General features: G+C 72.0%; 24 protein-coding genes and 1 pseudogene. 13 read left to right on the forward strand and 12 right to left on the reverse strand.

Going from position 1 to position 20,747, the window contains the following annotated elements:
• Positions 1 to 38 precede the first annotated feature (38 nt).
• Positions 39 to 464 (forward strand): SsgA family sporulation/cell division regulator, encoded by a 426-nt coding sequence (locus TU30_RS21310; RefSeq protein WP_042172362.1) that lies wholly within the window; start codon positions 39 to 41, stop codon positions 462 to 464.
• A gap of 10 nt (positions 465 to 474) precedes the next feature.
• Here the strand turns inward: TU30_RS21310 and TU30_RS21315 are convergent, their stop codons facing one another.
• From TU30_RS21315 to TU30_RS21325, 3 genes are all read right to left on the reverse strand, one after another.
• Entirely contained in the window at positions 475 to 972 is a 498-nt protein-coding gene (locus TU30_RS21315; protein WP_042172364.1) for a DUF6328 family protein, read from the reverse strand.
• Between the two features lie 165 nt (positions 973 to 1,137).
• On the reverse strand, positions 1,138 to 2,121 hold the full coding sequence (locus tag TU30_RS21320) for an aldo/keto reductase (RefSeq protein ID WP_042172552.1): 984 nt from the start codon (positions 2,119 to 2,121) through the stop codon (positions 1,138 to 1,140).
• A 177-nt stretch (positions 2,122 to 2,298) separates the two neighbouring features.
• Complete coding sequence (locus tag TU30_RS21325) at positions 2,299 to 3,021, reverse strand: ribonuclease H (protein WP_042172366.1); 723 nt, start codon at positions 3,019 to 3,021, stop codon at positions 2,299 to 2,301.
• Positions 3,022 to 3,207: 186 nt separating this feature from the next.
• Here TU30_RS21325 and TU30_RS21330 point away from each other — a divergent pair, with 186 nt between their 5' ends.
• Positions 3,208 to 4,182, forward strand: a complete 975-nt coding sequence (locus TU30_RS21330; protein WP_042172369.1) for a lipoprotein — start codon at positions 3,208 to 3,210, stop codon at positions 4,180 to 4,182.
• 106 nt (positions 4,183 to 4,288) lie between these two features.
• Here the strand turns inward: TU30_RS21330 and TU30_RS21335 are convergent.
• Positions 4,289 to 4,771 (reverse strand): annotated as a pseudogene (locus tag TU30_RS21335) (VOC family protein).
• A gap of 271 nt (positions 4,772 to 5,042) precedes the next feature.
• On the opposite strand from TU30_RS21335, the gene TU30_RS21340 reads away from it, so the two are divergent.
• Together TU30_RS21340 and TU30_RS21345 are read left to right on the forward strand one after the other, a co-directional pair.
• Positions 5,043 to 5,744: an ATP-dependent Clp protease proteolytic subunit gene (locus TU30_RS21340; protein WP_042172371.1), complete on the forward strand. Its 702-nt coding sequence runs from the start codon at positions 5,043 to 5,045 to the stop codon at positions 5,742 to 5,744.
• On the forward strand, positions 5,741 to 6,349 hold the full coding sequence (locus TU30_RS21345) for a ClpP family protease (RefSeq protein ID WP_042172373.1): 609 nt from the start codon (positions 5,741 to 5,743) through the stop codon (positions 6,347 to 6,349). The genes TU30_RS21340 and TU30_RS21345 overlap by 4 nt, the downstream gene beginning before the upstream one ends.
• Before the next feature lie 24 nt (positions 6,350 to 6,373).
• Here the strand turns inward: TU30_RS21345 and TU30_RS21350 are convergent, their stop codons facing one another.
• On the reverse strand, positions 6,374 to 6,799 hold the full coding sequence (locus tag TU30_RS21350; protein ID WP_042172375.1) for a helix-turn-helix domain-containing protein: 426 nt from the start codon (positions 6,797 to 6,799) through the stop codon (positions 6,374 to 6,376).
• Between the two features lie 185 nt (positions 6,800 to 6,984).
• On the opposite strand from TU30_RS21350, the gene TU30_RS21355 reads away from it, so the two are divergent.
• The gene (locus TU30_RS21355; protein ID WP_042172377.1) at positions 6,985 to 7,872 is read left to right on the forward strand and encodes an RNA polymerase sigma factor SigF; all 888 of its coding nucleotides are present in this window, start codon (positions 6,985 to 6,987) and stop codon (positions 7,870 to 7,872) included.
• A gap of 152 nt (positions 7,873 to 8,024) precedes the next feature.
• On the opposite strand, the gene TU30_RS21360 is transcribed toward TU30_RS21355, so the two are convergent.
• Positions 8,025 to 8,480 (reverse strand): ATP-binding protein, encoded by a 456-nt coding sequence (locus TU30_RS21360; protein ID WP_042172379.1) that lies wholly within the window; start codon positions 8,478 to 8,480, stop codon positions 8,025 to 8,027.
• 178 nt (positions 8,481 to 8,658) lie between these two features.
• On the opposite strand from TU30_RS21360, the gene TU30_RS21365 reads away from it, so the two are divergent.
• From TU30_RS21365 to TU30_RS21375, 3 genes are all read left to right on the forward strand, one after another.
• Entirely contained in the window at positions 8,659 to 9,243 is a 585-nt protein-coding gene (locus TU30_RS21365) for a PRC-barrel domain-containing protein (RefSeq protein WP_042172381.1), read from the forward strand.
• Positions 9,243 to 9,671, forward strand: coding sequence for a PRC-barrel domain-containing protein (locus TU30_RS21370; protein ID WP_107068531.1), 429 nt, complete (start codon positions 9,243 to 9,245; stop codon positions 9,669 to 9,671). The genes TU30_RS21365 and TU30_RS21370 overlap by 1 nt, the downstream gene beginning before the upstream one ends.
• Before the next feature lie 478 nt (positions 9,672 to 10,149).
• Entirely contained in the window at positions 10,150 to 11,415 is a 1,266-nt protein-coding gene (locus tag TU30_RS21375; RefSeq protein WP_042172387.1) for a streptophobe family protein, read from the forward strand.
• A 35-nt stretch (positions 11,416 to 11,450) separates the two neighbouring features.
• On the opposite strand, the gene TU30_RS21380 is transcribed toward TU30_RS21375, so the two are convergent.
• Positions 11,451 to 11,861, reverse strand: coding sequence for a hypothetical protein (locus tag TU30_RS21380; protein ID WP_042172389.1), 411 nt, complete (start codon positions 11,859 to 11,861; stop codon positions 11,451 to 11,453).
• Positions 11,862 to 12,179: 318 nt separating this feature from the next.
• Positions 12,180 to 13,172, reverse strand: coding sequence for an L-glyceraldehyde 3-phosphate reductase (mgrA, locus tag TU30_RS21385; RefSeq protein WP_042172554.1), 993 nt, complete (start codon positions 13,170 to 13,172; stop codon positions 12,180 to 12,182).
• A gap of 157 nt (positions 13,173 to 13,329) precedes the next feature.
• On the opposite strand from mgrA, the gene TU30_RS21390 reads away from it, so the two are divergent.
• Positions 13,330 to 14,214 (forward strand): LysR substrate-binding domain-containing protein, encoded by an 885-nt coding sequence (locus tag TU30_RS21390; protein ID WP_042172391.1) that lies wholly within the window; start codon positions 13,330 to 13,332, stop codon positions 14,212 to 14,214.
• Positions 14,215 to 14,277: 63 nt separating this feature from the next.
• Complete coding sequence (locus TU30_RS21395; RefSeq protein WP_042172556.1) at positions 14,278 to 14,793, forward strand: DUF664 domain-containing protein; 516 nt, start codon at positions 14,278 to 14,280, stop codon at positions 14,791 to 14,793.
• Here TU30_RS21395 and TU30_RS21400 read toward each other — a convergent pair.
• On the reverse strand, positions 14,775 to 15,851 hold the full coding sequence (locus TU30_RS21400) for an adenosine deaminase (protein WP_042172392.1): 1,077 nt from the start codon (positions 15,849 to 15,851) through the stop codon (positions 14,775 to 14,777). The two genes, TU30_RS21395 and TU30_RS21400, sit on opposite strands and share 19 nt — an antisense overlap.
• 58 nt (positions 15,852 to 15,909) lie before the next feature.
• Positions 15,910 to 16,302 carry a VOC family protein gene (locus tag TU30_RS21405; RefSeq protein ID WP_042172394.1) on the reverse strand — a complete coding sequence of 131 codons (393 nt, stop codon included), beginning with the start codon at positions 16,300 to 16,302 and terminating at the stop codon, positions 15,910 to 15,912.
• Positions 16,303 to 16,466: 164 nt separating this feature from the next.
• On the opposite strand from TU30_RS21405, the gene TU30_RS21410 reads away from it, so the two are divergent.
• On the forward strand, positions 16,467 to 16,988 hold the full coding sequence (locus TU30_RS21410) for a hypothetical protein (protein WP_063837648.1): 522 nt from the start codon (positions 16,467 to 16,469) through the stop codon (positions 16,986 to 16,988).
• Here the strand turns inward: TU30_RS21410 and TU30_RS21415 are convergent.
• Complete coding sequence (locus TU30_RS21415) at positions 16,928 to 18,307, reverse strand: PI-PLC domain-containing protein (RefSeq protein WP_042172396.1); 1,380 nt, start codon at positions 18,305 to 18,307, stop codon at positions 16,928 to 16,930. The two genes, TU30_RS21410 and TU30_RS21415, sit on opposite strands and share 61 nt — an antisense overlap.
• Before the next feature lie 129 nt (positions 18,308 to 18,436).
• Entirely contained in the window at positions 18,437 to 19,336 is a 900-nt protein-coding gene (locus TU30_RS21420) for a glycoside hydrolase family 19 protein (protein WP_042172398.1), read from the reverse strand.
• Between the two features lie 373 nt (positions 19,337 to 19,709).
• Between TU30_RS21420 and TU30_RS21425 the strand changes: the two genes are divergently transcribed.
• Together TU30_RS21425 and TU30_RS21430 are read left to right on the forward strand one after the other, a co-directional pair.
• The gene (locus TU30_RS21425) at positions 19,710 to 20,150 is read left to right on the forward strand and encodes an SPW repeat protein (protein WP_042172401.1); all 441 of its coding nucleotides are present in this window, start codon (positions 19,710 to 19,712) and stop codon (positions 20,148 to 20,150) included.
• Positions 20,151 to 20,412: 262 nt separating this feature from the next.
• Complete coding sequence (locus TU30_RS21430) at positions 20,413 to 20,676, forward strand: GlsB/YeaQ/YmgE family stress response membrane protein (protein WP_042172403.1); 264 nt, start codon at positions 20,413 to 20,415, stop codon at positions 20,674 to 20,676.
• Positions 20,677 to 20,747: the final 71 nt, after the last annotated feature.

Consider the following 20,747-nt stretch of genomic DNA (forward strand, 5'->3'; position numbering starts at 1 on the left):
GGAGAGGTCCCTATGCCGGTACGACCAGGAGGCCTCCCGTGAACGCGACAGTGCACAAGACCTTGGTGATGGAGCTCCAGGCGGGCGTCACGGACCGTTTCCCGGTGCTCACGCACCTGAGCTACGACCCCGCCGACCCGTTCGCCGTCACGCTCGCCTTCAGCCACGACGGCCGGATCCTGGCACGCTGGCGGCTCGACCGCGGGATGCTCGCCGACGGCCTCACCCGCCCGGTCGGGACCGGTGACGTACGGCTGCGCCCGGAGTCGAGAGGGGTGGAGCGGGAGCTGCGGATGGAGTTCCTCGGTGAGACCCACGCCGACGGCGGCCGGCACCACGCGGTGGTGGTCGCGTGGGCCGGCACGGTCGGGGACTTCCTGTGCGACACCTTCCGCTCGGTCCCGCCCGGCAGCGAGGAGACCCGCCTCGACGACTTCCTCACAGAGGTCCTCGCGGGCCACTGAACGACGTCGGTCACGGTGCCGTGTGCCGGTGCCGGGTCCACATCGGGAGTGCGAACCAGCACAGCAGGTACCAGACGACCACTCCGGCGACCAGGTACGGGACGAATCCGTCGTCGGTGGCGACGCGCAGGATGAGCAGCAGGGAGGCGGTGGTGGTCGCGAGCAGCAGGAGAAGGCCGAGCATGGTCAGCCGGGACGCCCATCGCACCGCCTGCGGTTTGACCCGCCGCCCGGACACGAGCCGGTGCAGGGAGACGGGTCCGATGAGCGCACCGGTGGCGCAGGCCCCGAGGACGACCGTGACGATGTAGATCTTCTGGTCGGCATCGGACAGCTCGGCGTACTTCGAGGTGAACACGACGGTCAGCAAAAATCCGAAGAGGATCTGGACGCCCATCTGCGCGACGCGGACTTCCTGGATGAGTTCCTGCCACATCCGGTCCGCGCGCTCCTCCTCGGTCTCGTCGCGGCCCCTGCGGCCGCCCTCGCCCTGCTGCGGGTGTGACACGGTGCGCCTCCTGAGGTGAGGAACGGCCTCGGTCCGTCTCGTCCTCGGGTGCCCTCCGTCCGGGGCTCCTACCGCCCGGCGGTCACCCATGAGCGGGCTTCCACCGGTTCTGTCACCGGCAGGCGTCCGCCCGGTCCTTCACCGCCGGGCTGCCGGGGCGGTGCCTCACCAGCGGCCTTCCACCTGCTCCTTGATCCGCCGCTCGTACAGGTCGTCGATCGCGGCGAGCGTCTGCTCGGACAGTTCCGGAAGCCGGGCGGCGTGCGCGTTGGCGCGGGCCTGCTCGGGCGAGCGGGCGCCGGGGATGACGGTGGTGACTCCGGGCTGCCGGACGATCCAGCGCAGGGCGAGCTGGGCCGGGGTGTACCCCTCGGGGGCGAGCGCGGCGAACTCGGCGGCGGCCTCCACGCCGGTCGTGTAGTCGACGCCGGAGAACGTCTCGCCCTGGTCGAAGGACTCACCGTGCCGGTTGAAGGTGCGGTGGTCGTTCTCGGGGAAGACGGTGTCCTTGGTGTACCTGCCGGACAGCAGGCCGGAGGCGAGCGGGACGCGGGCGATGACGCCGACGCCCGCCGCGCGGGCCGCCGGGAGCACCTCGCGCAGTGGCTTCATGCGGAACGGGTTGAGGATGATCTGCACGCTCGCCACGTTCGGCCGGGCGATCGCGGTCAGCGCCTCCGCGCAGGTCTCCACGCTGACCCCGTACGCGGCGATCCGCTCCTCGGCGACCAGGGTGTCGAGGGCGTCGAAGACCTCGTCGGTGGAGTACACGGGGGTCGGCGGGCAGTGCAACTGCACCAGGTCGACGCGGTCGACGCCGAGGTTGCGGCGCGAGCGGTCGTTCCACGCGCGGAAGTTGTCCAGGACGTAGTTCTCCGGGATCTGGTCGACCCGGCGGCCCATCTTGGTGGCGACCAGTACGTGCAGGTCGGGCCGTCCGCTCAGGAACGACGCGATGGTCTGCTCGCTGCGTCCGTCCCCGTACACATCGGCGGTGTCGAAGAAGGTGACCCCCGACTCGGCGGCGGCCTCCAGAACCGCAAGGGCCTGCTTGTCGTCGACGTCCCCCCAGTCCGCCCCGAGTTGCCAGGTACCGAGACCGATCACGGAGGCGTGCTGACCCGACCTGTCGAATGTTCGCTCGTCCATGGCGTCAGTCTGCCATCCGTCCTGGCCGGGCGCGGCATCTGTGGCCCCGGGGACGAGCCGGGCCTGTGCGGCGGACGCCGACGGCCGGTTCGGCACGCGGGCACACCTCGGGACCGGTGGGGCGTTCGGTCACCCGGGCACGGAAGCGGCGCACGGGACGTCGCCCGTGCGCCGTGCTCAGGCGCTCTCGGCCGTGCGGCACTCGGGGTGGCCCCAGCCACTGTCGTTCTTGGCGATGGGCTCGCCGGCCGCGTAGGACCGGCCGCACAGGCAGCGGCCCGGGAACTTCGCCTTGATCGTGCGGTTCGAGGAGCCTCCACGCGGCCGGGACGACGTCTTCGCCCCGGACATCGCCCCGGAGGACCTGCGCTTGGCGGCAGCGGCCGGCGGGGTGTCCGGGGAGGGCGGCGGCTCGGGCGAACCCGCGTCGCTGCCCGCGTCCTGCTGGACGACGGCCGCCTGGCTGGCGGCGCGGTCGGCGAAGTCGTTGAGGCGGTCGCCGTCGGCCTGGTGGGCGGGGACGTAGCGGAACTCGACCGAGCGGCCCTGCAGGAGGCCGTCGATGCCGACGACCAGTTCCCGGTTGGCGACCGGCTTGCCGGCCGCCGTCCGCCAGCCGTTGCGCTTCCAGCCGGGCAGCCAGGTGGTGACGGCCTTCATCGCGTACTGCGAGTCCATCCGGACCTCGAGCGGCACATCGGGGTCGGTGGCCGCCAGCAGTCGCTCCAGCGCGGTGAGTTCGGCGACGTTGTTGGTGGCCCTGCCGAGCGCGCCCGCCTGCCAGCGGACCGGGTTCTCGGAGGCGTCGGAGATCACCCAGGCCCAGGCGGCGGGTCCGGGGTTGCCCTTGGAGGCCCCGTCGCACGCGGCCACAACACGTTCACGCATGCACCCGATCATGCCATGGCCGCGCGGGCCGCCCGGCCGCGTGGTCGGTCCTCGCCCCACGCTCGCCGTCCGCGCCCGGGTCCGCGCGCCGAACCGGCCGGGACCCGGTGAACGGCCCGTCCCGAAACGTGTTTTCCCCTCCGGGCCGGGCTGTGCTTGCCTGGGTGCCGTTCCGGCCGGGCGGGGTGGGAGTCACGTATGCGCAAGCCGTGGGTCGTGGGGGTGGTGCTGGCCGCCGTGCTGCTCGGTGCGTGCGGGGATCCCTCGTCCGAGCCGGCCGCCGGACCACCGACGGCCGCACCCGGGGCATCGGCCACCACGCACCAGCGTGCTGCGGCCTCCCCGGACGCGGCCTCCTCCGGCAAGGCTTCCGCCGAGGGCTCCTCCCCCGGTGCCACGTCGTCGTCCGGTGCCGGAGCCGCCGGGGAGCCACCCACCGTGCTGTACCTCGGCGACTCGCTCGCGACGGAGAACCAGGAGGTCCTCGGGCGGGAGCTGCGCGGGGAGTTGCGCGCGCGCTACACGAGTGCGCCCTACTCGGGCACCACCCTGTGCGACTACCTGGAGGGTACGGCCGAGCGCTCCCTGGTCCCGGCGGCGGACAAGGCGGCGGCGCTGGTGCGTTCGCTGCGCCCGGACTACGTGGTGCTGCAGTTCTGGGGCAACGCCTGGGGTTACACCCCCTGCATGGACGGGGTCACCTACGACGCCTCCCACGAGCGGTACCTCGAGCGGTACGCGGCCGACGCACGGCACCTCACCCGGCAGATCACCGCGGCCGGCGCGGCCCGGCCGCCGCGCATCGTATGGGTGTTGCAGGGCCCCGACCCGATCACCCCCGACCGAATCCGCCGGGTGAACGGGCTCTACGAGAAGCGGGCCGCCGCCGACGGCGACCTCCTGGCGGACGCGGGCAAGGCCGTGAGTCCGGCGGGGGCGCGCCACACCTGGTCGCAGTACCTGCCCTGCACCGCCTACGAGCGGGCCCATCCCGAGTACTGCACCCAGCGGGACCGTGACCGGACGGCCCTGCACCGGGACGACGACTACCTGCATTTCTGTCTGGCACCCACGACATCGACACCGAAGCCCTGCCCTGTCCGCTCGCCCGGCGTCCTGCGGATGGCGCGGGAGATCACCCGGGTGGTCGGGGAGCACGCCCGCGCCCGCTGACGGGACGGACGGTCGGCGCGCGGGGCGGCGGCACACAGCGGGCAAAGGTCCCGGGCAGCGTGGCGGGGCGGGGCCTCCCACCGTCCCGCCTGCCGCGCCCTCCTGGTCACCCGCCCGCACAGGCCTTCTCCAGGGCGGCGATGTCGAGCTTGCCCATCGCCATCATGGCCTTCATCGCGCGGGCCGCCTTCCGGGGGTCCGGGTCGGCGATCAGCTCGGTCAGCCGGGTGGGAACGGCCTGTCAGGACACACCGAACCGGTCCTTGAGCCAGTCGCACGGCCCGTGCTCGCCGCCTCCCTCGACGAGCTTGTCCCAGGAGAAGTCGGCCTCGCCCTGGTCGGCGCATTCGATCTGCGGGGAGATCGCCTCGGTGAACTTGAACCCGGGTCCGCCGTTCAGCGCGACGAACCGCTGGCCGTTGGCCGTGAAGTCCACGGTGAGAACGGAGCCCTCGGGTCCGGGGCCTGCCTCGGTGTACCGGAGGGTGCGGCCGACGCCGGAGTTCTTGAACACGGACACGTAGAAGTCCGCGGCTTCCTCGGCCCGGCCGTCGTACCAGAGACACGTGGTGAATCCGTCGGTGGTCATGGATACCTCCCGGGGGCGTGGAACGCGGTCATCGGTGTCGACCGGTCCGGCCCCCGGAACTCATCGGCGACGGCGGATCCGTTGCGGGCCACGGTGCCGGGTGGAGGGCCTCTGCCCGTGGCGAATCTGCCGCGGGCAGAGAAACCACCGCAGGCCCCCGTCTCCCGTCAAGAGTGGAGGCACGCGGTCGCACCGGCCGCTTACCGGTGAACGGCCCGGGCACACACGGGCACCGCCGGACAGCCGCACACCGACACCCACGGGAGCGCCGATGTCCCCACTCAGTACCGGACTCACCACCGGACCCGCGTCCGGCCTCGCGGCCGGGTTCCCTGCCGGCCGGCCGCCGGTTCCGCTGCCCCGGGCCGAGGAGGGCGACACCCCGCCGACCCGGTTCGACGACCATCTGGCCGCCCAGTTGCTCGCCCGGCGGATCGTCCTGCTCGGGACCCAGGTCGACGAGGTCTCCGCCAACCGGGTGTGCGCACAGCTGCTGATCCTGTCCGCGGAGGACCCGCGCGCCGACATCAGCCTGTACGTCAACAGCCCCGGCGGATCCGTGCACGCAGGCCTGGCGATCTACGACACGATGCGGCTGGTCCCCAACGACGTTTCGACGCTCGCCATGGGGTTCGCCGCCAGCATGGGCCAGTTCCTGCTGAGCGTGGGCACGCCGGGCAAGCGGTATGCCCTGCCCAACGCGCGGATCATGATGCACCAGCCGTCCGCCGGGATCGGCGGCAGTACCGCCGACATCGAGATCCAGGCGGAGAACCTGGAGTTCACCAAGCGGACGATCGAGCGGATCACCGCCGAGCACACCGGCCGGTCGGCAGAGACCGTCTCCCGGGACGGCGACCGCGACCGCTGGTTCACGGCCGAGGAGGCCAGGGAGTACGGAATGGTGGACCGGGTGGTGGAGTCGCTCGACGACGTCCGCCCGGCCTCGACGCGACGCAGGGCGGGGCTGTGACGACGGGGACGTACACGATTCCGAGCGTCGTCGAGCGCACCCCGCGGGGCGAGCGGTCCTACGACGTGTTCAGCCGGCTGCTGTCCGAGCGGATCATCTTCCTCGGCACCGAGATCGACGACGGGATCGCAAACGTCGTCATCGCGCAGCTTCTCCATCTGGAGTCGTCGGCTCCGGAGAGCGGGATCGCGGTCTACATCAACTCCCCGGGCGGCTCGTACACCTCGCTCATGGCGATCTACGACACGATGGCGTTCGTCCAGGCACCGATCTCGACGTACTGCGTCGGGCAGGCGGCGTCCACGGCGGCCGTGCTGCTGGCCGGCGGCGACGCGGGGCGCCGGTTCGTCCTGGAGCACGCGCGGGTGCTCCTCGGGCAGCCCGCCGCGGGCGGGCACCGGGGCACGGTCTCCGATCTGTCGCTCCAGGCCAAGGAGATGCTGCGCATCCGTGCCCAGGTGGAGGAGGTCCTCTCCCGGCACACGCACCACGACGTGGCGACGCTGCGGGCGGACGTGGACCGCGACAAGGTGTTCACCGCGCGGGAGGCCGTGGCGTACGGCCTGGCCGACGAGGTACTGAGCCGGCGCCTGGTGGGCGGGTGAGGCGCCGGCCCCGGCACGGTCGCGTCAGGCGGCCAGGCACAGTCCGTCGTACGAGGCGCGGGTCGTGCCCCGGCCCAGGGGAGCCCGCCGGCCGGTGACGCGGACGAGTTCGTCCCGGGCCCGCGACAGCAGGTCGCCCAAGCCCAGGCCGAGGGCCTGGGCGGCGGCCGCGAGAACCTCCGACGAGGCCTCCTTGCGGCCCCGCTCCACCTCCGACAGATACGGCATGGAGATCCGGGCCGTGTCGGCGACGTCCTTCAGCGTCCGCTCCTGGGCGAGCCGCTCCCGGCGCAGCACGTCGCCGACCAGGTCGCGCCACAGCGGCTCTCCGGGAGGGGGAGCGACGGGAACGGGGGCCGGCGGAGCGGCGGCGCCACGCGTGGGCGCATGGCGCGCCCGCGCGGGCCGCGGGGGGATGTCACGGGCGTCGAGGGGCACTTGGTTGCTCACCCCTCCAGCGTAGGAATCCTGGCTCCCAGGGGAAGGGAGTGGCGTTCCGCCCTGAGTGAAGAGGGGGCACCGTGCGTCACCGCGAAGGTTTCCGAAAGTCGTGAGGAGTGTTCGGGCTGCGGCTGGGTAACCGCACCTTCGAAGGACCCAAGAGCATGTCCGTCGAACTTTCGTGGGGAGAGGCAATGGAGACCGTCGTGATCCGGTCGCAGGCGCAGGTCGTCGAGAAGAACGCCAAGGCCGGGACGGGCGACGGAAGCCTGCCCGGGGTCGCCGACCCCCTGGCCGTCGCTCCGCGCGACGCCAAGGAGCTCTCCCGCCAGTTCTTCCGTCGCCTGGCGGAGCTCGAGGAGGGCACGCACGAGTACCAGTACGCGCGCAACACCCTCATCGAGATGAACATGTCGCTGGTGCGGTTCGCGGCCGGACGGTTCCGCGGCCGCGGCGACGACATGGAGGACATCGTCCAGACCGGCATGATCGGTCTGATCAAGGCGATCGACCGTTTCGAGCTGTCGCGCGAGGTCGAGTTCACCTCCTTCGCGCTGCCGTACATCGTGGGCGAGATCAAGCGTTTCTTCCGTGACACCACCTGGGCGGTCCATGTGCCGCGCCGGCTCCAGGAGCTGCGGGTGGAACTCGCCAAGGCCCGCGAGGAGCTCGCCAGCCGGCTGGACCGCGAGCCCACGGTCGCCGAGCTCGCCACACTGATGAACATCACCGAGGAACAGGTCAACGAGGGCCGGCTCGCCGCGAACGGCTACAACTCGTCGTCGCTGGACGCCGCCCTCACCGGCGACGGCCCCGAGAACGGCGAGTCCGTGCTGGCCGACTTCATCGGTGTGGAGGAGGAGGGGCTGCAGCTCGTCGAGGACTTCCACGCGCTCGCCCCGCTCATGGCCGAGCTCAGCGACCGCGACCGCGAGATCATCCGGATGCGGTTCGTGGAGGAGGCCACCCAGGCGGAGATCGGTGAACGGCTCGGGTGCTCGCAGATGCACGTCTCCCGGCTGATCAAGCGGATCATCGGTCGTCTGCGCGAGGGCATGCTGGGCGAGCTGGGCTGCGCCTGACGGGAGGACGACGAAAGCGGCTGCCGGCCCCTGAGGGCCGGCAGCCGCTTTCGTCGTGTCGTATCCGGCCTGTTCCGCCGTGTGCAGACCTTGGTGTGTGCAGACCTTCCGGTGGCGCGCTGTCGGAGGGGTGCTCCGGCCACTGATGCCGCTCAGCCGGCGTCGAGACCCAGCACGGCGCGGACCCGCTTTCCGACCGGTATCCGCTCGACGAGGACGTCGCGCGCGAGAGCCCGCACGATCTCCAGGCCGTGGCAGCCGACGCGCTCCGGGTCGCGGGGGTAGACGCGGGGCAGTGCGCCGCTGCTGTCGTAGACGGTGACGGTGACCGCTTCGCCCGTGCCCTCCAGCTCCAGGATGTACGGGCCGTTGCTGTGCCGGTCGGCGTTGGTGACCAGTTCGCTCACGACCAGGAGCGCCGCGCCGTCGGCCCGCTCGCCGATCGCGGCGCACCACTCGCTCCTGAGCTGTTCGAGGAACAGCGTGGTGAAGGCACGTGCCTCGGCGATGCATCCCGGCTCGCCGGTGAAGTGCGCTGTCCGCCGTAGCGGTTCCACGGGTATATCGAAACCAGTCGGTATCACTGCCCCGTCCAGGTGGTTGGTCATACGGTTCTCTCTGGGAAGCCGGGCTGCCGGACGATCTGCACTGGTGCACGTACCCCGAGTCCGGCTCATCAGTCCCCTGATCGGTGTTCGACGTGCCACAGGTCGGGAACCCGGTTCCGGCGGGACCGGAGCCGGGTTCGGAGGCGGGCGGGAACGACGGCGGCGGGAAGGGTGACCGATGAGCGAACTGTTGGCGGTGCGGTCCCTGACGACGCTGCCCGTGGTGACGCTGGGCGGCGATGCCGTCGCCCACGTCAAGGACACCGTCCTGGACCCCGTGGCCGGGTGCATCACGGGCTTCACCCTCACCGGCCGGACTCTGCTGTCGGGCCCCCTGCCCCGGGACCTGCCCTGGCCGGCGGTGCACTCCCTCGGCCATCACGCGGTCATGGTCCGCGACGCGGAGGCGCTGTGCCACCTGCCCCTGTCGGTGGCCCGCCGCGACACCCTGCGCGGGCGGCTGCTGGGCGCACAGGTCCTCACCGACGAGGGCGACGTGCTCGGCACGGTGCGCGATGTCCTGGTCGAGGGAGGTACCAGCGGCCGGATCGCCGCCTTCCGGATCGCCGCGCACCGGGATCTGGTACCGGGTTCGAGGCACCGGCGGTACCTGGTGTACGTGGCGCGCGGCGAGGCGGTGTCCGTCTCCGGCCGGTCACTGGTCGTCCCCGCGCACACCACCACCTGCGTCACCGACGACCTGCCGGACTTCGTGGCCCGGGCGGGCACGTTCCACGCCCGGCGGACGGGCGTCCTGCCGTGATGCTCTTCTCCCGGGTGAGAGGGCTGCCGGTGCTGGCCCCGGGCGAGGGGATCAGGCTCGGTGTCGTACGGACGCTGACGGTCGACGTGGTGTCCGGCACCGTCACACATGTACGGGTACGGCGTGGACGGCTGCGCAGGGAGATCGCGCCGGCCTGGGGCGCGCTGGACGCCGTCGGTCCGGACATGCTGGTCGCGGTCCCGTCCTGCGCACCGGACGCGGCCCCGCCGCATCATGAGCTGATCGGCCGCAGGGTGCTCACCGAGGACGGCGAGGAGCGCGGCACCGTGCTCGACGCGGCGTTCGATCCGCTCACCGCCCGTATCGAGGCGGTCCTGACGACGGTCGGCGAACTGTCGGCCGGGCGGCTGCTGGGGCTGGGCGACCACGCTCTGGTGGTACGAGGACGCAGGGCAGCGCGCGGATAGGGCCGGTGCGGTGGATCATGCCCCGGGCAGCACCGCTGGTGGCGTCGCGGTGAGGTCCCCGGTGGTGGTGCCGTCCGGCGCGTCGTTCGTGGTGCCGGACTCGACCGGTGGCGGCGCCGGAGGATCGGACGGAGGCGGCTCGCCGGTCGCCGGACCGCTGTCCCCGGGTCCGCTCGACGGCGGCTCGCCGGAGGGATCGTCCCCGCCCGTGGCCGGCCCGGAGCCGGGGCGACGGGGGCGACGGGGACGAGGGGTCCGACAGGGGCCCGGTGGGACCGGCCGGAGGACGGCGGTTCGACGCTCACGAGCCCTTCCCTTCTTCCCGGCACGGCTGCAGGAGACGGCCCTCAAGCCGATGCAGACATGGCGATTCCTCCGTTACGGCTTGATGGTGTGCTCCGGTGACGCACCCGTCGCAAGCCGACGCGGACGGACCTCCCGGCAGGCGTCCCGTGCGGGGGCTGCTTAGCGTGCAGGGGTGAGTTCACGCACCCTCGGCGGCCCGGCGATCGCGCGACACGGCTGGGCGCAGGCCCTCGTCACGGTGCTGGGCGGGCTGATCACCATGGGCGTCGTGGCCGCGCTCGGACTGTGGGCGGCCGGTGCCGCGGATCTTCCGGCCGGCTCCTTCCCCAAGGTGCTCGCGGCGACCGTCGTCACGGCCGTCGGCGGGTCGGTGCACCTGGCCGGCGACGCGGGGGACCTGGCCGGCACGGAGGGCGGCCTGACCGTCATGCCGCTGTCCGTCACCCTCACCGGCGCCCTGTTCATCGGCCGGTCCTTTCTGCGCCCGTTGCGCCACCGGGCCGTCGCCGGGGCGCCGGAACTGGCCGGGTGGGCCGCGAGGATCGTCGCCCTCTGGGTGATCGCCCTGCTCGGGCTGGCGTTCGCCGCCCGGCACACGTTCGAGATCTCCCTCGGGGAAGGCGCCCTGGGCGATCTCGCCGATCTGTTCGGTGTCACCCCCGAGGTCGGCTTCGCCGCCGACGTGCCGCTGACCGTGCTCATCGGCCTGCTCTGGATGGCGGGTGTCCTGGTGCTGGCCCTGCTGGTGTCGCGCGGCGCTCCGCTGCCGGGCCGGCTGCTCCGGTTCCAGACGGCGGTACGGCCCGCGGCGCACGCGATGCTGCACCTGCTGCTCGCCTTCGTCGTCATCGGCTCCGTGATCGCACTGACGGTCGCGGTGACGCGGGGGCGCCCGGCGGAGACGTTCGCCGTACTCCTGCTCGGACTGCCCAACGTGACCTGGCTCGCGCTGACCCTCGGGCTGGGCGCCACCTGGGACGGCAGGGTGGAAGGCCCCTTCGGGCTGCCCATGCCGCACGTCCTCGACGAGGTACTGCGCACCGGGGACGTCTCGGCGCTGAACCTGAGCACGCTCGCCGAGCACGACGGCAGGGTGTGGTGGCTGCCGGTGCTCGACGCGGTTCTGCTGCCGGCCGTGGCGTTCGTGATGGCGGCCCGGTCACCGGCCGGGGTCCGGGCCTGGCAGCACGCCGTGCGCCTGGCGGTGGCACTCGCGCTGACGGTGCTGATGATCTGCCTGGTCTGCCGGATCTCCGCCCGGTTCGGCCTGTCCGTGCTCGGCATCGGCGACCTGGGCACGGGGCTCTCCGGCCAGGTCCTGCTGGAACCACGCCTGCCGGCCGCGCTGGGGCCGGCCCTCCTGTGGGGTCTGATGGCCGGTTCCGCGGGCGCGCTGGCGGCACGAAGGACACGCCGCCGGGGCCGGCCGGACGGCTGACCGGAGCGGGCGGGCGGCGGGGCAGGACGGGGCGATCAGGCGACGGGGACGCCCAGCACCGGGGCCGCGCGCTGCATCCGCAGGGCATCCACGGATTCGGCCAGGAGTTCGTACTCGGTGGTGTCGTCGCCGGTGGCGAGGCGCACCATCCGTCCGGCCGCCAGGGCCTCGGCCATCTCCTCCTGTCGGGCGACGTCACCGCACCAGGAACGCAGCACGGCGGGTACGTCGGGCACGCCGTCGGCGACGGGGACGAGCGCGCCCGGGGGTAAGTGCTCGGCCTCGGGCCGCGGGTCGAGCCGCTCGGCGATCCAGGAGGCGCGGTCGCGCAGCCACCACAGGGCGAGGGCCAGGGTGGGGGCGCGGTACGTGCCGAGGGGCACACCGATGCGGCGGCCGTCGCAGACTCCGTACGCCGTGACGTGACACAGGAACTCGTCGTGCACGATTCCCTCCCCCGGTTGCGTTGCCCGTCGGCCGACCGGGCCTGCTCTCCGGCGGGTCGCGTGCTGTGCGTGAGGGCGCCGTAGCGCGGGGTGAAGCGCTCTCGTTGTCGAGTATGTTCACCGCTGAATCACTGTCACCACGCCTTTCCGGCCACTCTCCTGGCATATTCGCCCCTCCCGTTGGCCGGAACGGTGTGTTTGCGGTGCACGGCGTCGCAGCAAGTGCACGCGGCATGCCGGGAAGCGGGCCCGGCACGGTGCCGGCCGCGCCGTCGTGTCGTGACGGCGCGGCCGGGAGGAGCCCGACCGGGCGCGGCCCTACTGCTTGACGGCGGCGTCGATGCGGGCCAGTTCCTCCGCGTCGAATTCGAGGTTGCGGGTGGCCGCCACACTGTCCTCCAGCTGCCGCGGGCTGCTCGCCCCGACCAGGGCCGAGGTCACGCGCGTGCCGCGCAGCACCCAGGCGAGCGCCATCTGCGCGAGGCTCTGGCCGCGGGATGCGGCGATCCCGTTCAGCGTGCGCAGCCGTTCCACCAGCTCACCGGTGACGGCGTCGGTGTTCAGGAACGGGCTGTCGCTCGCGGCGCGGGAGTCCTCGGGAATGCCGTCGAGGTAGCGGGCGGTCAGCAGACCCTGCTCCAGCGGGGAATAGGCGATGGAGCCGACCTGGAGCTCGTCCAGGGCGTCCAGCAGACCCTCGTCCTCCGGGCGCCGGTCGAGCATCGAATAGCGGGGCTGGTGGATCAGCAGCGGGGTGCCCAGCTCGCCGAGGATGCGGGCGGCCTCGCGGGTCTGTTCCGCGGAGTAGTTGGACACGCCGACGTACAGCGCCTTGCCCTGCTGGACCGCCGAGTGCAGGGCCCCCATCGTCTCCTCCAGCGGAGTGTCGGGGTCGAAGCGGTGCGAGTAGAAGATGTCGACGTGGTCGAGGCCCATCCGGTCGAGGCTCTGGTCCAGCGAGGACAACAGGTACTTGCGCGAGCCCCATTCGCCGTACGGGCCGGGCCACATCAGGTAGCCGGCCTTGGTGGAGATCACCAGCTCGTCGCGGTACGGCGCGAAGTCCGCGCGCAGGGCCTCGCCGAGGGAGGACTCGGCGGCGCCGGGGGGCGGGCCGTAGTTGTTGGCGAGGTCGAAGTGGGTGACGCCGAGGTCGAAGGCGCGGCGCAGGATGGCGCGCTGGGTGTCGGCGGGGCGGTCGGGACCGAAGTTGTGCCACAGACCGAGCGAGAGCGCGGGAAGCTTCAGGCCGCTGCGTCCGGTGCGCCGGTAGGGCAGGTCCGCGTAACGGTCGGGGTGCGGGGTGTACAACGCGACTCCAGAGAGGTTGGCGCACAGGCGGGCGACACGGGTGTCCGGTTCCGTGGCCCGGAACCGGAGCCAGCGCCGGGGCTCCACTCTGTCGCGGTCCACGTGCAGCGGTCCAACAGAAGAATCCGATGGAATTCAGCGGATACGCTTCTCAATCATGGAACTGCGTCACCTTCAGCACTTCGTCGCCGTCGCCGAGGACCAGCACTTCACCCGGGCGGCGGAGCGACTGCTGGTCTCCCAGTCGGGCCTGTCGGCGTCGATCCGCTCCCTGGAGCGCGAGCTGCAGACACCGCTGTTCGTACGGACCACCCGGCGGGTGACGCTCACGGAGGCCGGGCGGGCGCTGCTGGTGGAGGCCGAGCGGATCCTGGCACAGGTACGGGCGGCGCACGAGGCGGTGGCCGCGGTGCAGGGGGTGCTGCGGGGCACGCTCGCCCTGGGCGCCGAGCAGTGCATCGCGGGGGTGGATCTGGCGGATCTGCTGGCCGATTTCCGGCGGCGCCATCCGGACGTGGAGATCCGGCTGCGGCAGTGGGGCTCGGCGGCGCTGGCGGAGGAGGTCGCGGCGGGCCGCCTCGATCTGGCCTTCGTCTACCGGACCCACACGGACCCCGACCAGTTGCGGTCGGTGGCGCTCACCAGTGAGCCGATGACCGTGCTCTGCCATCCCGATCACCGGCTGGCGCGGGCCGGGGCTCCGCTGACCCCGCACGGCCTGGGTGGTGAGGTGTTCGTGGACTTCCATCCCGACTGGGGCCCGCGCCGCGCCACCGACACCGCGTTCGCCGCCGCGGGCGTACGGCGCACGGTCGCGCTGGAGGTGAACGACGTGCACAGCCTGCTGGACCTGGTCGACGAGAACCTCGGCATCGCCGTCGTCCCCCAGCACTTCCGGCACAAACGCGCGGCACTGACCGCGCTGCCGCTGAAGGACACCGGTGAGTCCGTGTACGAGAGCGTGGTGCTGGTCCCGGCGGAAGAGGCCACCAGCCCGGCGGCGCGGGCGCTGATGGCTCTGCTGGACAGCGGGGAGGCATAGGGGACGACGGCGTGGGCCCAAGGGCGGCGCGCGTACGGAGGCGGGATGCGCGAGGGTGGTCACATGCCTGCCAAGGACATCCTCATCGACGGCTACGGCCGTGTCCGCGAAGAGGTCCACGCCGCCGTGACCGGGCTCGGCCCCGACGCGCTGAGCACCCCTCCGGGCCCGGGAGCCAACTCCCTCGCCTGGCTCGTCTGGCACCTCACCCGGATCCAGGACGACCATGTCGCGGACGCCTTCGGACTCGACCAGGTGTGGCTCGCCCAGGGCTTCGAGGAGCGGTTCGCGCTCGGTCTGCCCCGCCACGACACCGGATACGGCCACACCCCGGAGCAGGTCGCCGGGGTACGGGTCGACTCGGGCGCCCTGCTCACCGGTTACTACGACGCGGTGCACGAGCAGACGCTGGACGTCCTGCGCGCACTGGACGCCGGGGATCTGGCGCGCATCGTGGACGAGCGCCGGGATCCGCCGGTGAGCCCGGGGGTGCGCCTGGTCAGCGTCCTGTCCGACGATCTCCAGCACGCCGGACAGGCCGCCTACGTACGGGGCCTTCTTCAGCGTACGGAGTCGTAACCGGGCAGGACCATGTCCCTGAGCAGGGCGTTGCGCTCGTCGAACGGGAGGAACGCGCTCTTGACGGCGTTGACCGTGACGGCCCGCAGGTCTTCGACGGTCCAGCCCGCCTGTTCCACCAGCAGGGACATCTCACGGGTCATGGTGGTGCCGGAGACGAGCCGGTTGTCGGTGTTGAGGGTGACCCGGAAGCCGAGGTCCTTCAGCGCGGTGACGGGGTGCGTGGCGATCGAACCGGCGGCGCCGGTCTGGAGGTTGGAGGTGGGACACATCTCGAGCGCGATCCGGCGGTCGCGGACCCAGCCCGCGAGCCGTCCGAGCTCGCCGTCGACGATGTCCTCGGTGATCCGCACGCCGTGACCGATGCGCTGGGCGCCGCACAGCTGGACGGCCTGGTGGATGCTGGGCAGGCCGTGGGCCTCACCGGCGTGGATGGTGAAGGGCACGCTCTCGCGGCGCAGGTGCTCGAAGGCGTCCAGGTGATCGGCGGCGGGGAAGCCGTCCTCGGCACCGGCGATGTCGAAGCCGACGACCCCGGCGTCCCGGAACGCCACCACCATGTCGGCGACCTCCCGGGTCCGGTCGAACATCCGCATGCCGCACAGCAGCGTCCCGACCCGTACCGGCGTCCCCGCGGCGGCGGCCCCGGCCATGCCTGCCGCGAGGCCCTCCTGCACGGCCTCGACCACCTCGGACAGGGTCAGTCCGCCCTTCGTCATCAGCTCGGGGGCGTAGCGGACCTCGCCGTAGACGACACCGTCGGCGGCGAGGTCGAGCACGTACTCCTCGGCGGTGCGCAGCAGGCCCTCACGGGTCTGCATGACGGCGAGGGTGTGCTCGAAGGTGGCTATGTAGCGCACCAGGTCGCCGGAGCCGGCGGCCTCGACGTACCAGGCGGCGAGCTCGTCCGGGTCGGTGGTGGGCAGGGTGTGGCCGATCGTGTCCGCGAGCTCCACCAGGGTGGCGGGACGCAGCCCTCCGTCGAGGTGGTCGTGCAGCACGGCCTTGGGCAGCCGGCGGAGGGTGTCGGTGTCGGGGGTGATGCGGGGCACGGTCATGGGCGGACGTTCCTCGGCGGTTCGGTGTCGGTGGTGGAGTCGGTGTCGGAGTGCGGGGTCAGCCGGCGGGCTGGAGCAGGTCCCAGCGGTTGCCGTAGAGGTCCTGGAAGACGGCGACCGTGCCGTACGGCTCGTGGCGCGGTCTTTCCAGGAAGGTCACGCCCGAGGCCGTCATCCGGGCGTGGTCGCGGGCGAAGTCGTCGGTGTGCAGGAAGAAACCGACGCGTCCACCGGTCTGGTCACCGGTCCGGGCGCGCTGGTCGTCGTCCTTGGCGCGGGCGAGCAGCAGGCCGGTGCCGGTGGTCCCCGCATCCGGTTCGACGACGACCCAGCGGGAGCCGTCGGGCCGGGGGGTGTCCTCGGCCAGGTGGAATCCGAGGGCCTCGGTGTAGAAGCGGATCGCCTCGTCGTAGTCGTCGACGACCAGGGTGACCAGGGCGACACGTCTCATCGGGACCTCTCCGGAAAGCGGCGGGTGGGATCGATCGACAGAGGTTATACGTAAAACTTCGATGTGCACCAGTCCCGCTCCCGGCAACGCCACCGGCCCTGGGCCGGAGGACCTACGACGGCAGCCCGAGGTGTCCGGGCAGGCCGCTCGGCTACCGTCCGCGCATGAGGAGCACCGAGCAACCGCGACGGAGTCTCGAGCAGCGCAGAAGCGATGTCCTGGACCGCCTGGAGCGGGAGACGGACATCTCGGTGGCGTCGGTGGGCCCCGAGGGGCCGCCCTGCCTGGTGCCGCTGTGGTTCGTGTGGGACGGCGAGGCCGTCTGGCCGGCGACCCGGCCGGCCTTCGGCGACACGCGGGACGTCGTCCTGATCGACGGCGTGGTGCAGACGTGCGACGCACGGGAGGTGCCGCCGGCGGCGGAGGCGTTCCGGGAGAAGACCGGACGGGATCCGCGTGCGGACCGGGCCGTCCACGCGTTCTTCCGGGTGCGCCCCCGGGCGGTGCAGGCCTGGTGCGGGGAACACGAACTGCCGGAGCGGCACCTCACGCACAACGGAGTCCGGCCGGCGCAGGGGGTGTCGCGACGGCGCCGCGACACCCCCCTCCTTGTTCCGCGCCGGGGTTACGGATACGTGTACGTGTTGAGGGCGTCGACGGCGGCCGCCGGGTCGCCGAGGTCGTAGCGGTCCACGGCGAGGAAGTTGGGCTTCTTGCGGGCAGCGGGCTGACAGAACCTGCGGGCGCGGTCGGCGAGTTTGCTGTTGTCCGTGCCGGCCGTGCCGGCGACCGGGGCGTCCCGGAAGTGGTTCATGACGAAGAGGGGACGGAACCCCGGTTCGGTGCGGGTGAGCGGGAGGTCGGTACCGGCGTCGTACCAACGGCTGTAACAGGACCAGTCGGAGGCTCCGACGCCCGAGCCCATGGACCAGTGGTTCTCGACGGTCCACTCGCGCTGGTACATGACGCCGAAGCTGTCCCGGGTCAGCCCGGCGGACCGGTCGGCGGGGCGGCTGCGGTCGCTGAAGATCAGCAGGCGCTTTCCGGCGGCGGTCAGGTCCGCCATCGTCGGCCAGCCGTTCTCCCGCACGCCGGTGCGGTCCGGCCGGTAGAGCACGTCCGACAGGCCGTTGACGCGGGCGAGTTCGGCACGCAGCACACCCGGGTCGACGTAGTCCTCCAGGAACACGGTGACGACCTGGTCGGGATGGGCCTCGAGGAAGTCGACCATGCGCTGGAGGTCGACCCGGAGCGCGACGGGCCTGCCGACCAGGGTGCAGCTGTTGTGGCAGAGGATCGCGCCGTCCGGGGTCTGGTGGATGTCCAGCATGAATCCTCGTACGCCGTCGGCGAGTTGGCGTTCGATGCCACGTGTCTGGTTGGGGAAGAGGTTGACGAAGGGCGGGGCGAAGCCGCCGTCGACTCCGTTGGCGTAGGCGTTGTGCGAGGCCAGGAAGGTGACCTGGTCCAGGGTGCGGCTGCTCCGGGGCGGCATGGGCCGGGTGACGGGAGAGACCGGGGTGAGATACCAGTGGGCGAGGTCCGAGGAGCCTTCGGTGACGGCGAGTCGGGCGGGATGGTTGGCGCCGGAGGGCCTGGGGGCGACCGCGAGGTGCCGACCGGTGCCGGGGACGGCGAGCGTGAAACGGTCGCCGTCGGCGGGGGCGACGGCCCAGGCCGCGTCGGCGCCGGCACAGGGAACGGTCCCGGCCCGGTCGCCGGTGCGGCCGAGACAGGTGCCCGGGGTGTCCGCGCTCTCCAGGAGGTGGGTGGCGCCGTTCGCCCTCAGGTTCCACTGCTGGTGGCCCTCGTCGCCCCGGGGCCGGTGCTGTTCGACGGCTCCGGCGGAGCCGGCGGCGTTCAGTCCCGTGGCGGCGCTCTGCACGTAGAAGGTGCCGGGCGCGGGTACCGCGTCGGCCCCGGCGGCGGGGGTGGGCGCCACGACCGCCGCGACCAGCGCGGTGGTCGTGACGGTCGCGGCGAGCAGGGCGTGGGGGGTGCGCATGACAGGTGCCCTTCGGTCCGGAGGACGGCCGCGCGCCGTCCATGTACGCCGGGAACGCGGGGAACACGGACGGCACGCGGCCGGGTCACAGATGGTCAGGGGCATGACATCATGTCCGCCCGTCCCGCGTCAGCAGTAGAGGTTGCCGCCGGGCGGCGTCCCGAGGATCTGGGTGAACTGCTGGTACTTGGTCACCCTGCTCTGCACCTGCGCGGGGTTGCGGCCGTCGCACTCCAGGGAGCCGTTGATACTGCGGATCGTCTGGCCGAAGCCGGCCTGGTTGACCATGGCGTTGTGCGGGGTCATGGAGCCGGGACCGGTCTGGGTGTTCCAGTACCACAGCGCCGTCTTCCACGCCACGGAGGAGTCGTTCTGCACCAGCCAGGGGTTGCCCAGCAGGTCGAGGCCCAACGCGTCACCCGCGGCCTTGTAGTTGAAGTTCCAGCTCAGCTGGATCGGCCCGCGACCGTAGTAGGCGGCCTGGCCGGCCGGGCAGCCGTAGGGCTGGCTCCAGTCGCAGTAGTGCGGGTAGTTGGCGGTGTTCTGTTCCACCACGTGGACCAGACCGCCGGTTTCGTGTCCGGCGTTGGCGAGGAAGGCGGCGGCCTCCTGCTTCTTCACCGTGTCGCCGCCCGTGTTGGCGAAGCCGGGGTAGGCGCTCAGGGCGGCGGTGAGACCGCTGTAGGTGTAGAAGGGGTTCCTGTTCGGGAACATCCGGTTGAACTGCTCCTCGGTCACGACGAAGTTGCCGACCGGCGTTCCGGGGCCGTTGTCGCAGGAGTACGGCTCCCAGTACCAGGTGCTGATGACGGGGTCGTAGCCCGGGTTGCCGTGCTCGGCGACGTAGGCCCGGCCGTCGGTGTAGCGGACGATGTCACCGGCGTTGTACCACTGCCCGGCCACCCAGTTCGGATAGCTGGAACACGCGGCGGCGGGGGCGGCCGAAGCGGTCGCGGCGGGGAGCAGCACGGGTGCGCCGGCGGCGAGGACGGCGGCGGCCAGCACGGAGGAGATGCGGCGTCTCGTCAAGGGATCGACTCCTTTGCGGGACACGGCCGCTCCCGGGCGAGGGCATGCCCGAGCGGGATCTCGCCGCGCGCGCCGGCGGAGCCGGCCACGGGGTGGGGGCGGCCGTGGTGGGGGGTGTCGGGCACACTCAACCGCATTGGTATGTACCAGTCAAGGGTGTAGGCCAGTCGGACGAACCGGCCCGCCGCCTCCGCCCGGAAGGCCCGCCGGACCCGCCACGCGCGTCGCACGCGTCAGCCAAAAGGCACGCTCGACCACCACGGGCCTCGACCTCTACACATAAAGGGAAAATAAGCGCAGAATGACCCTACGTGGCGCTTGCCGCATACCACCCAGAAGCGGTGAGGCCTGCCAGTCGAAGGAGAGACGACTCATGGCCAACGTCTCGCATCCCCGTGGTGACATCTCGAGCCACCCCGATGCTCCGGAAATGCAGGCACGGTACGACCGCATGCTCGGCGGTCGTGATGTGGTCCTGGTGGACGGACCGGTGTTCCTGCTCGGCCTCTACTGCGCGGTGTCCCCCTGGATACTCCACTACACGACGAGCCAGCCCGCGCTCGTGCCCCACAACCTGATCGTCGGCATCGCGATCGGTCTGCTCGCCCTCGGCTTCACCGCCGCGCCGGCGCGCATGTACGGCCTCAGCGGAGCCATGTGCGCCCTCGGCGTGTGGATGATCGTCTCGCCGTGGATCGTCGGGACCAATCCGGACGCAGGCGTCATCTGGAACAACATCATCATCGGTGCCCTGACCCTGGTGCTCGGCATCATGTGCGCCGTCACGGCGTCCAGGAGCACCCCTGGGACCTGAGGGTTCTCGTCCGTTTCGGGCCGCCGGACCGGGGAGCGGGGTCCGGCGGCCCGGGACCGCGAGCCCGGCATGATCCGGACGACAGGACCGGGAGCCCCGCGGGGCTCCCGGGAAGGAGGCCGTCAGGGCCGGACCGCGTCCGCCGCGGTCCGGCCTTCCTCTGTGCTGGCCCTTCCTCTGTCCTGGCCCGGGTGTCGGGGGACTGCCTCCGCCGACTGCGGGCACAAGCTGTGCAGCGGAGGTTCCCGGAAGGAGGGGCGAGATGGAGATCGACGGCATCATCAGCGCCATCGTCATCGGCATAGTCATCGGTGTCCTGGGCCGGCTCGTGGTCCCCGGCCGCCAGCGCATCGGCGTTCTGTGGACGATCATCGTCGGCATCATCGCCGCGCTCATCGGCTCGGCGATCGCCACGGCGTTCGGCGTGGCCGACACCAAGGGCGTCGACTGGGTCGAGTGGCTCATCCAGATCGGTCTCGCCGCCTTCGGCGTGGCAGCACTGGACCGGGTGAAGGCCCGCCGCTGACGCCAAGCACCGTCGGCACCGTCAAGCACGCACGGACAGGCACGGACCGACGACGGACCACGGGTCCACGA

This window comes from Streptomyces sp. NBRC 110035, from assembly GCF_000829695.1.
GTDB lineage: Bacteria > Actinomycetota > Actinomycetes > Streptomycetales > Streptomycetaceae > Streptomyces.

Coding starts and splice junctions, on each gene's coding strand:
- TU30_RS21325 (WP_042172366.1), bottom strand. CDS start 3,021: ATGATCGGGTGCATGCGTGAACGTGTTGTGGCCGCGTGCGACGGGGCC.
- TU30_RS21395 (WP_042172556.1), top strand. CDS start 14,278: ATGCCTGCCAAGGACATCCTCATCGACGGCTACGGCCGTGTCCGCGAA.
- TU30_RS21410 (WP_063837648.1), top strand. CDS start 16,467: ATGAGGAGCACCGAGCAACCGCGACGGAGTCTCGAGCAGCGCAGAAGC.
- TU30_RS21390 (WP_042172391.1), top strand. CDS start 13,330: ATGGAACTGCGTCACCTTCAGCACTTCGTCGCCGTCGCCGAGGACCAG.
- TU30_RS21405 (WP_042172394.1), bottom strand. CDS start 16,302: ATGAGACGTGTCGCCCTGGTCACCCTGGTCGTCGACGACTACGACGAG.
- TU30_RS21330 (WP_042172369.1), top strand. CDS start 3,208: ATGCGCAAGCCGTGGGTCGTGGGGGTGGTGCTGGCCGCCGTGCTGCTC.
- TU30_RS21400 (WP_042172392.1), bottom strand. CDS start 15,851: ATGACCGTGCCCCGCATCACCCCCGACACCGACACCCTCCGCCGGCTG.
- TU30_RS21355 (WP_042172377.1), top strand. CDS start 6,985: ATGGAGACCGTCGTGATCCGGTCGCAGGCGCAGGTCGTCGAGAAGAAC.
- TU30_RS21425 (WP_042172401.1), top strand. CDS start 19,710: ATGGCCAACGTCTCGCATCCCCGTGGTGACATCTCGAGCCACCCCGAT.
- TU30_RS21340 (WP_042172371.1), top strand. CDS start 5,043: ATGTCCCCACTCAGTACCGGACTCACCACCGGACCCGCGTCCGGCCTC.
- TU30_RS21365 (WP_042172381.1), top strand. CDS start 8,659: ATGAGCGAACTGTTGGCGGTGCGGTCCCTGACGACGCTGCCCGTGGTG.
- TU30_RS21430 (WP_042172403.1), top strand. CDS start 20,413: ATGGAGATCGACGGCATCATCAGCGCCATCGTCATCGGCATAGTCATC.
- TU30_RS21320 (WP_042172552.1), bottom strand. CDS start 2,121: ATGGACGAGCGAACATTCGACAGGTCGGGTCAGCACGCCTCCGTGATC.
- TU30_RS21415 (WP_042172396.1), bottom strand. CDS start 18,307: ATGCGCACCCCCCACGCCCTGCTCGCCGCGACCGTCACGACCACCGCG.
- TU30_RS21360 (WP_042172379.1), bottom strand. CDS start 8,480: ATGACCAACCACCTGGACGGGGCAGTGATACCGACTGGTTTCGATATA.
- TU30_RS21370 (WP_107068531.1), top strand. CDS start 9,243: ATGCTCTTCTCCCGGGTGAGAGGGCTGCCGGTGCTGGCCCCGGGCGAG.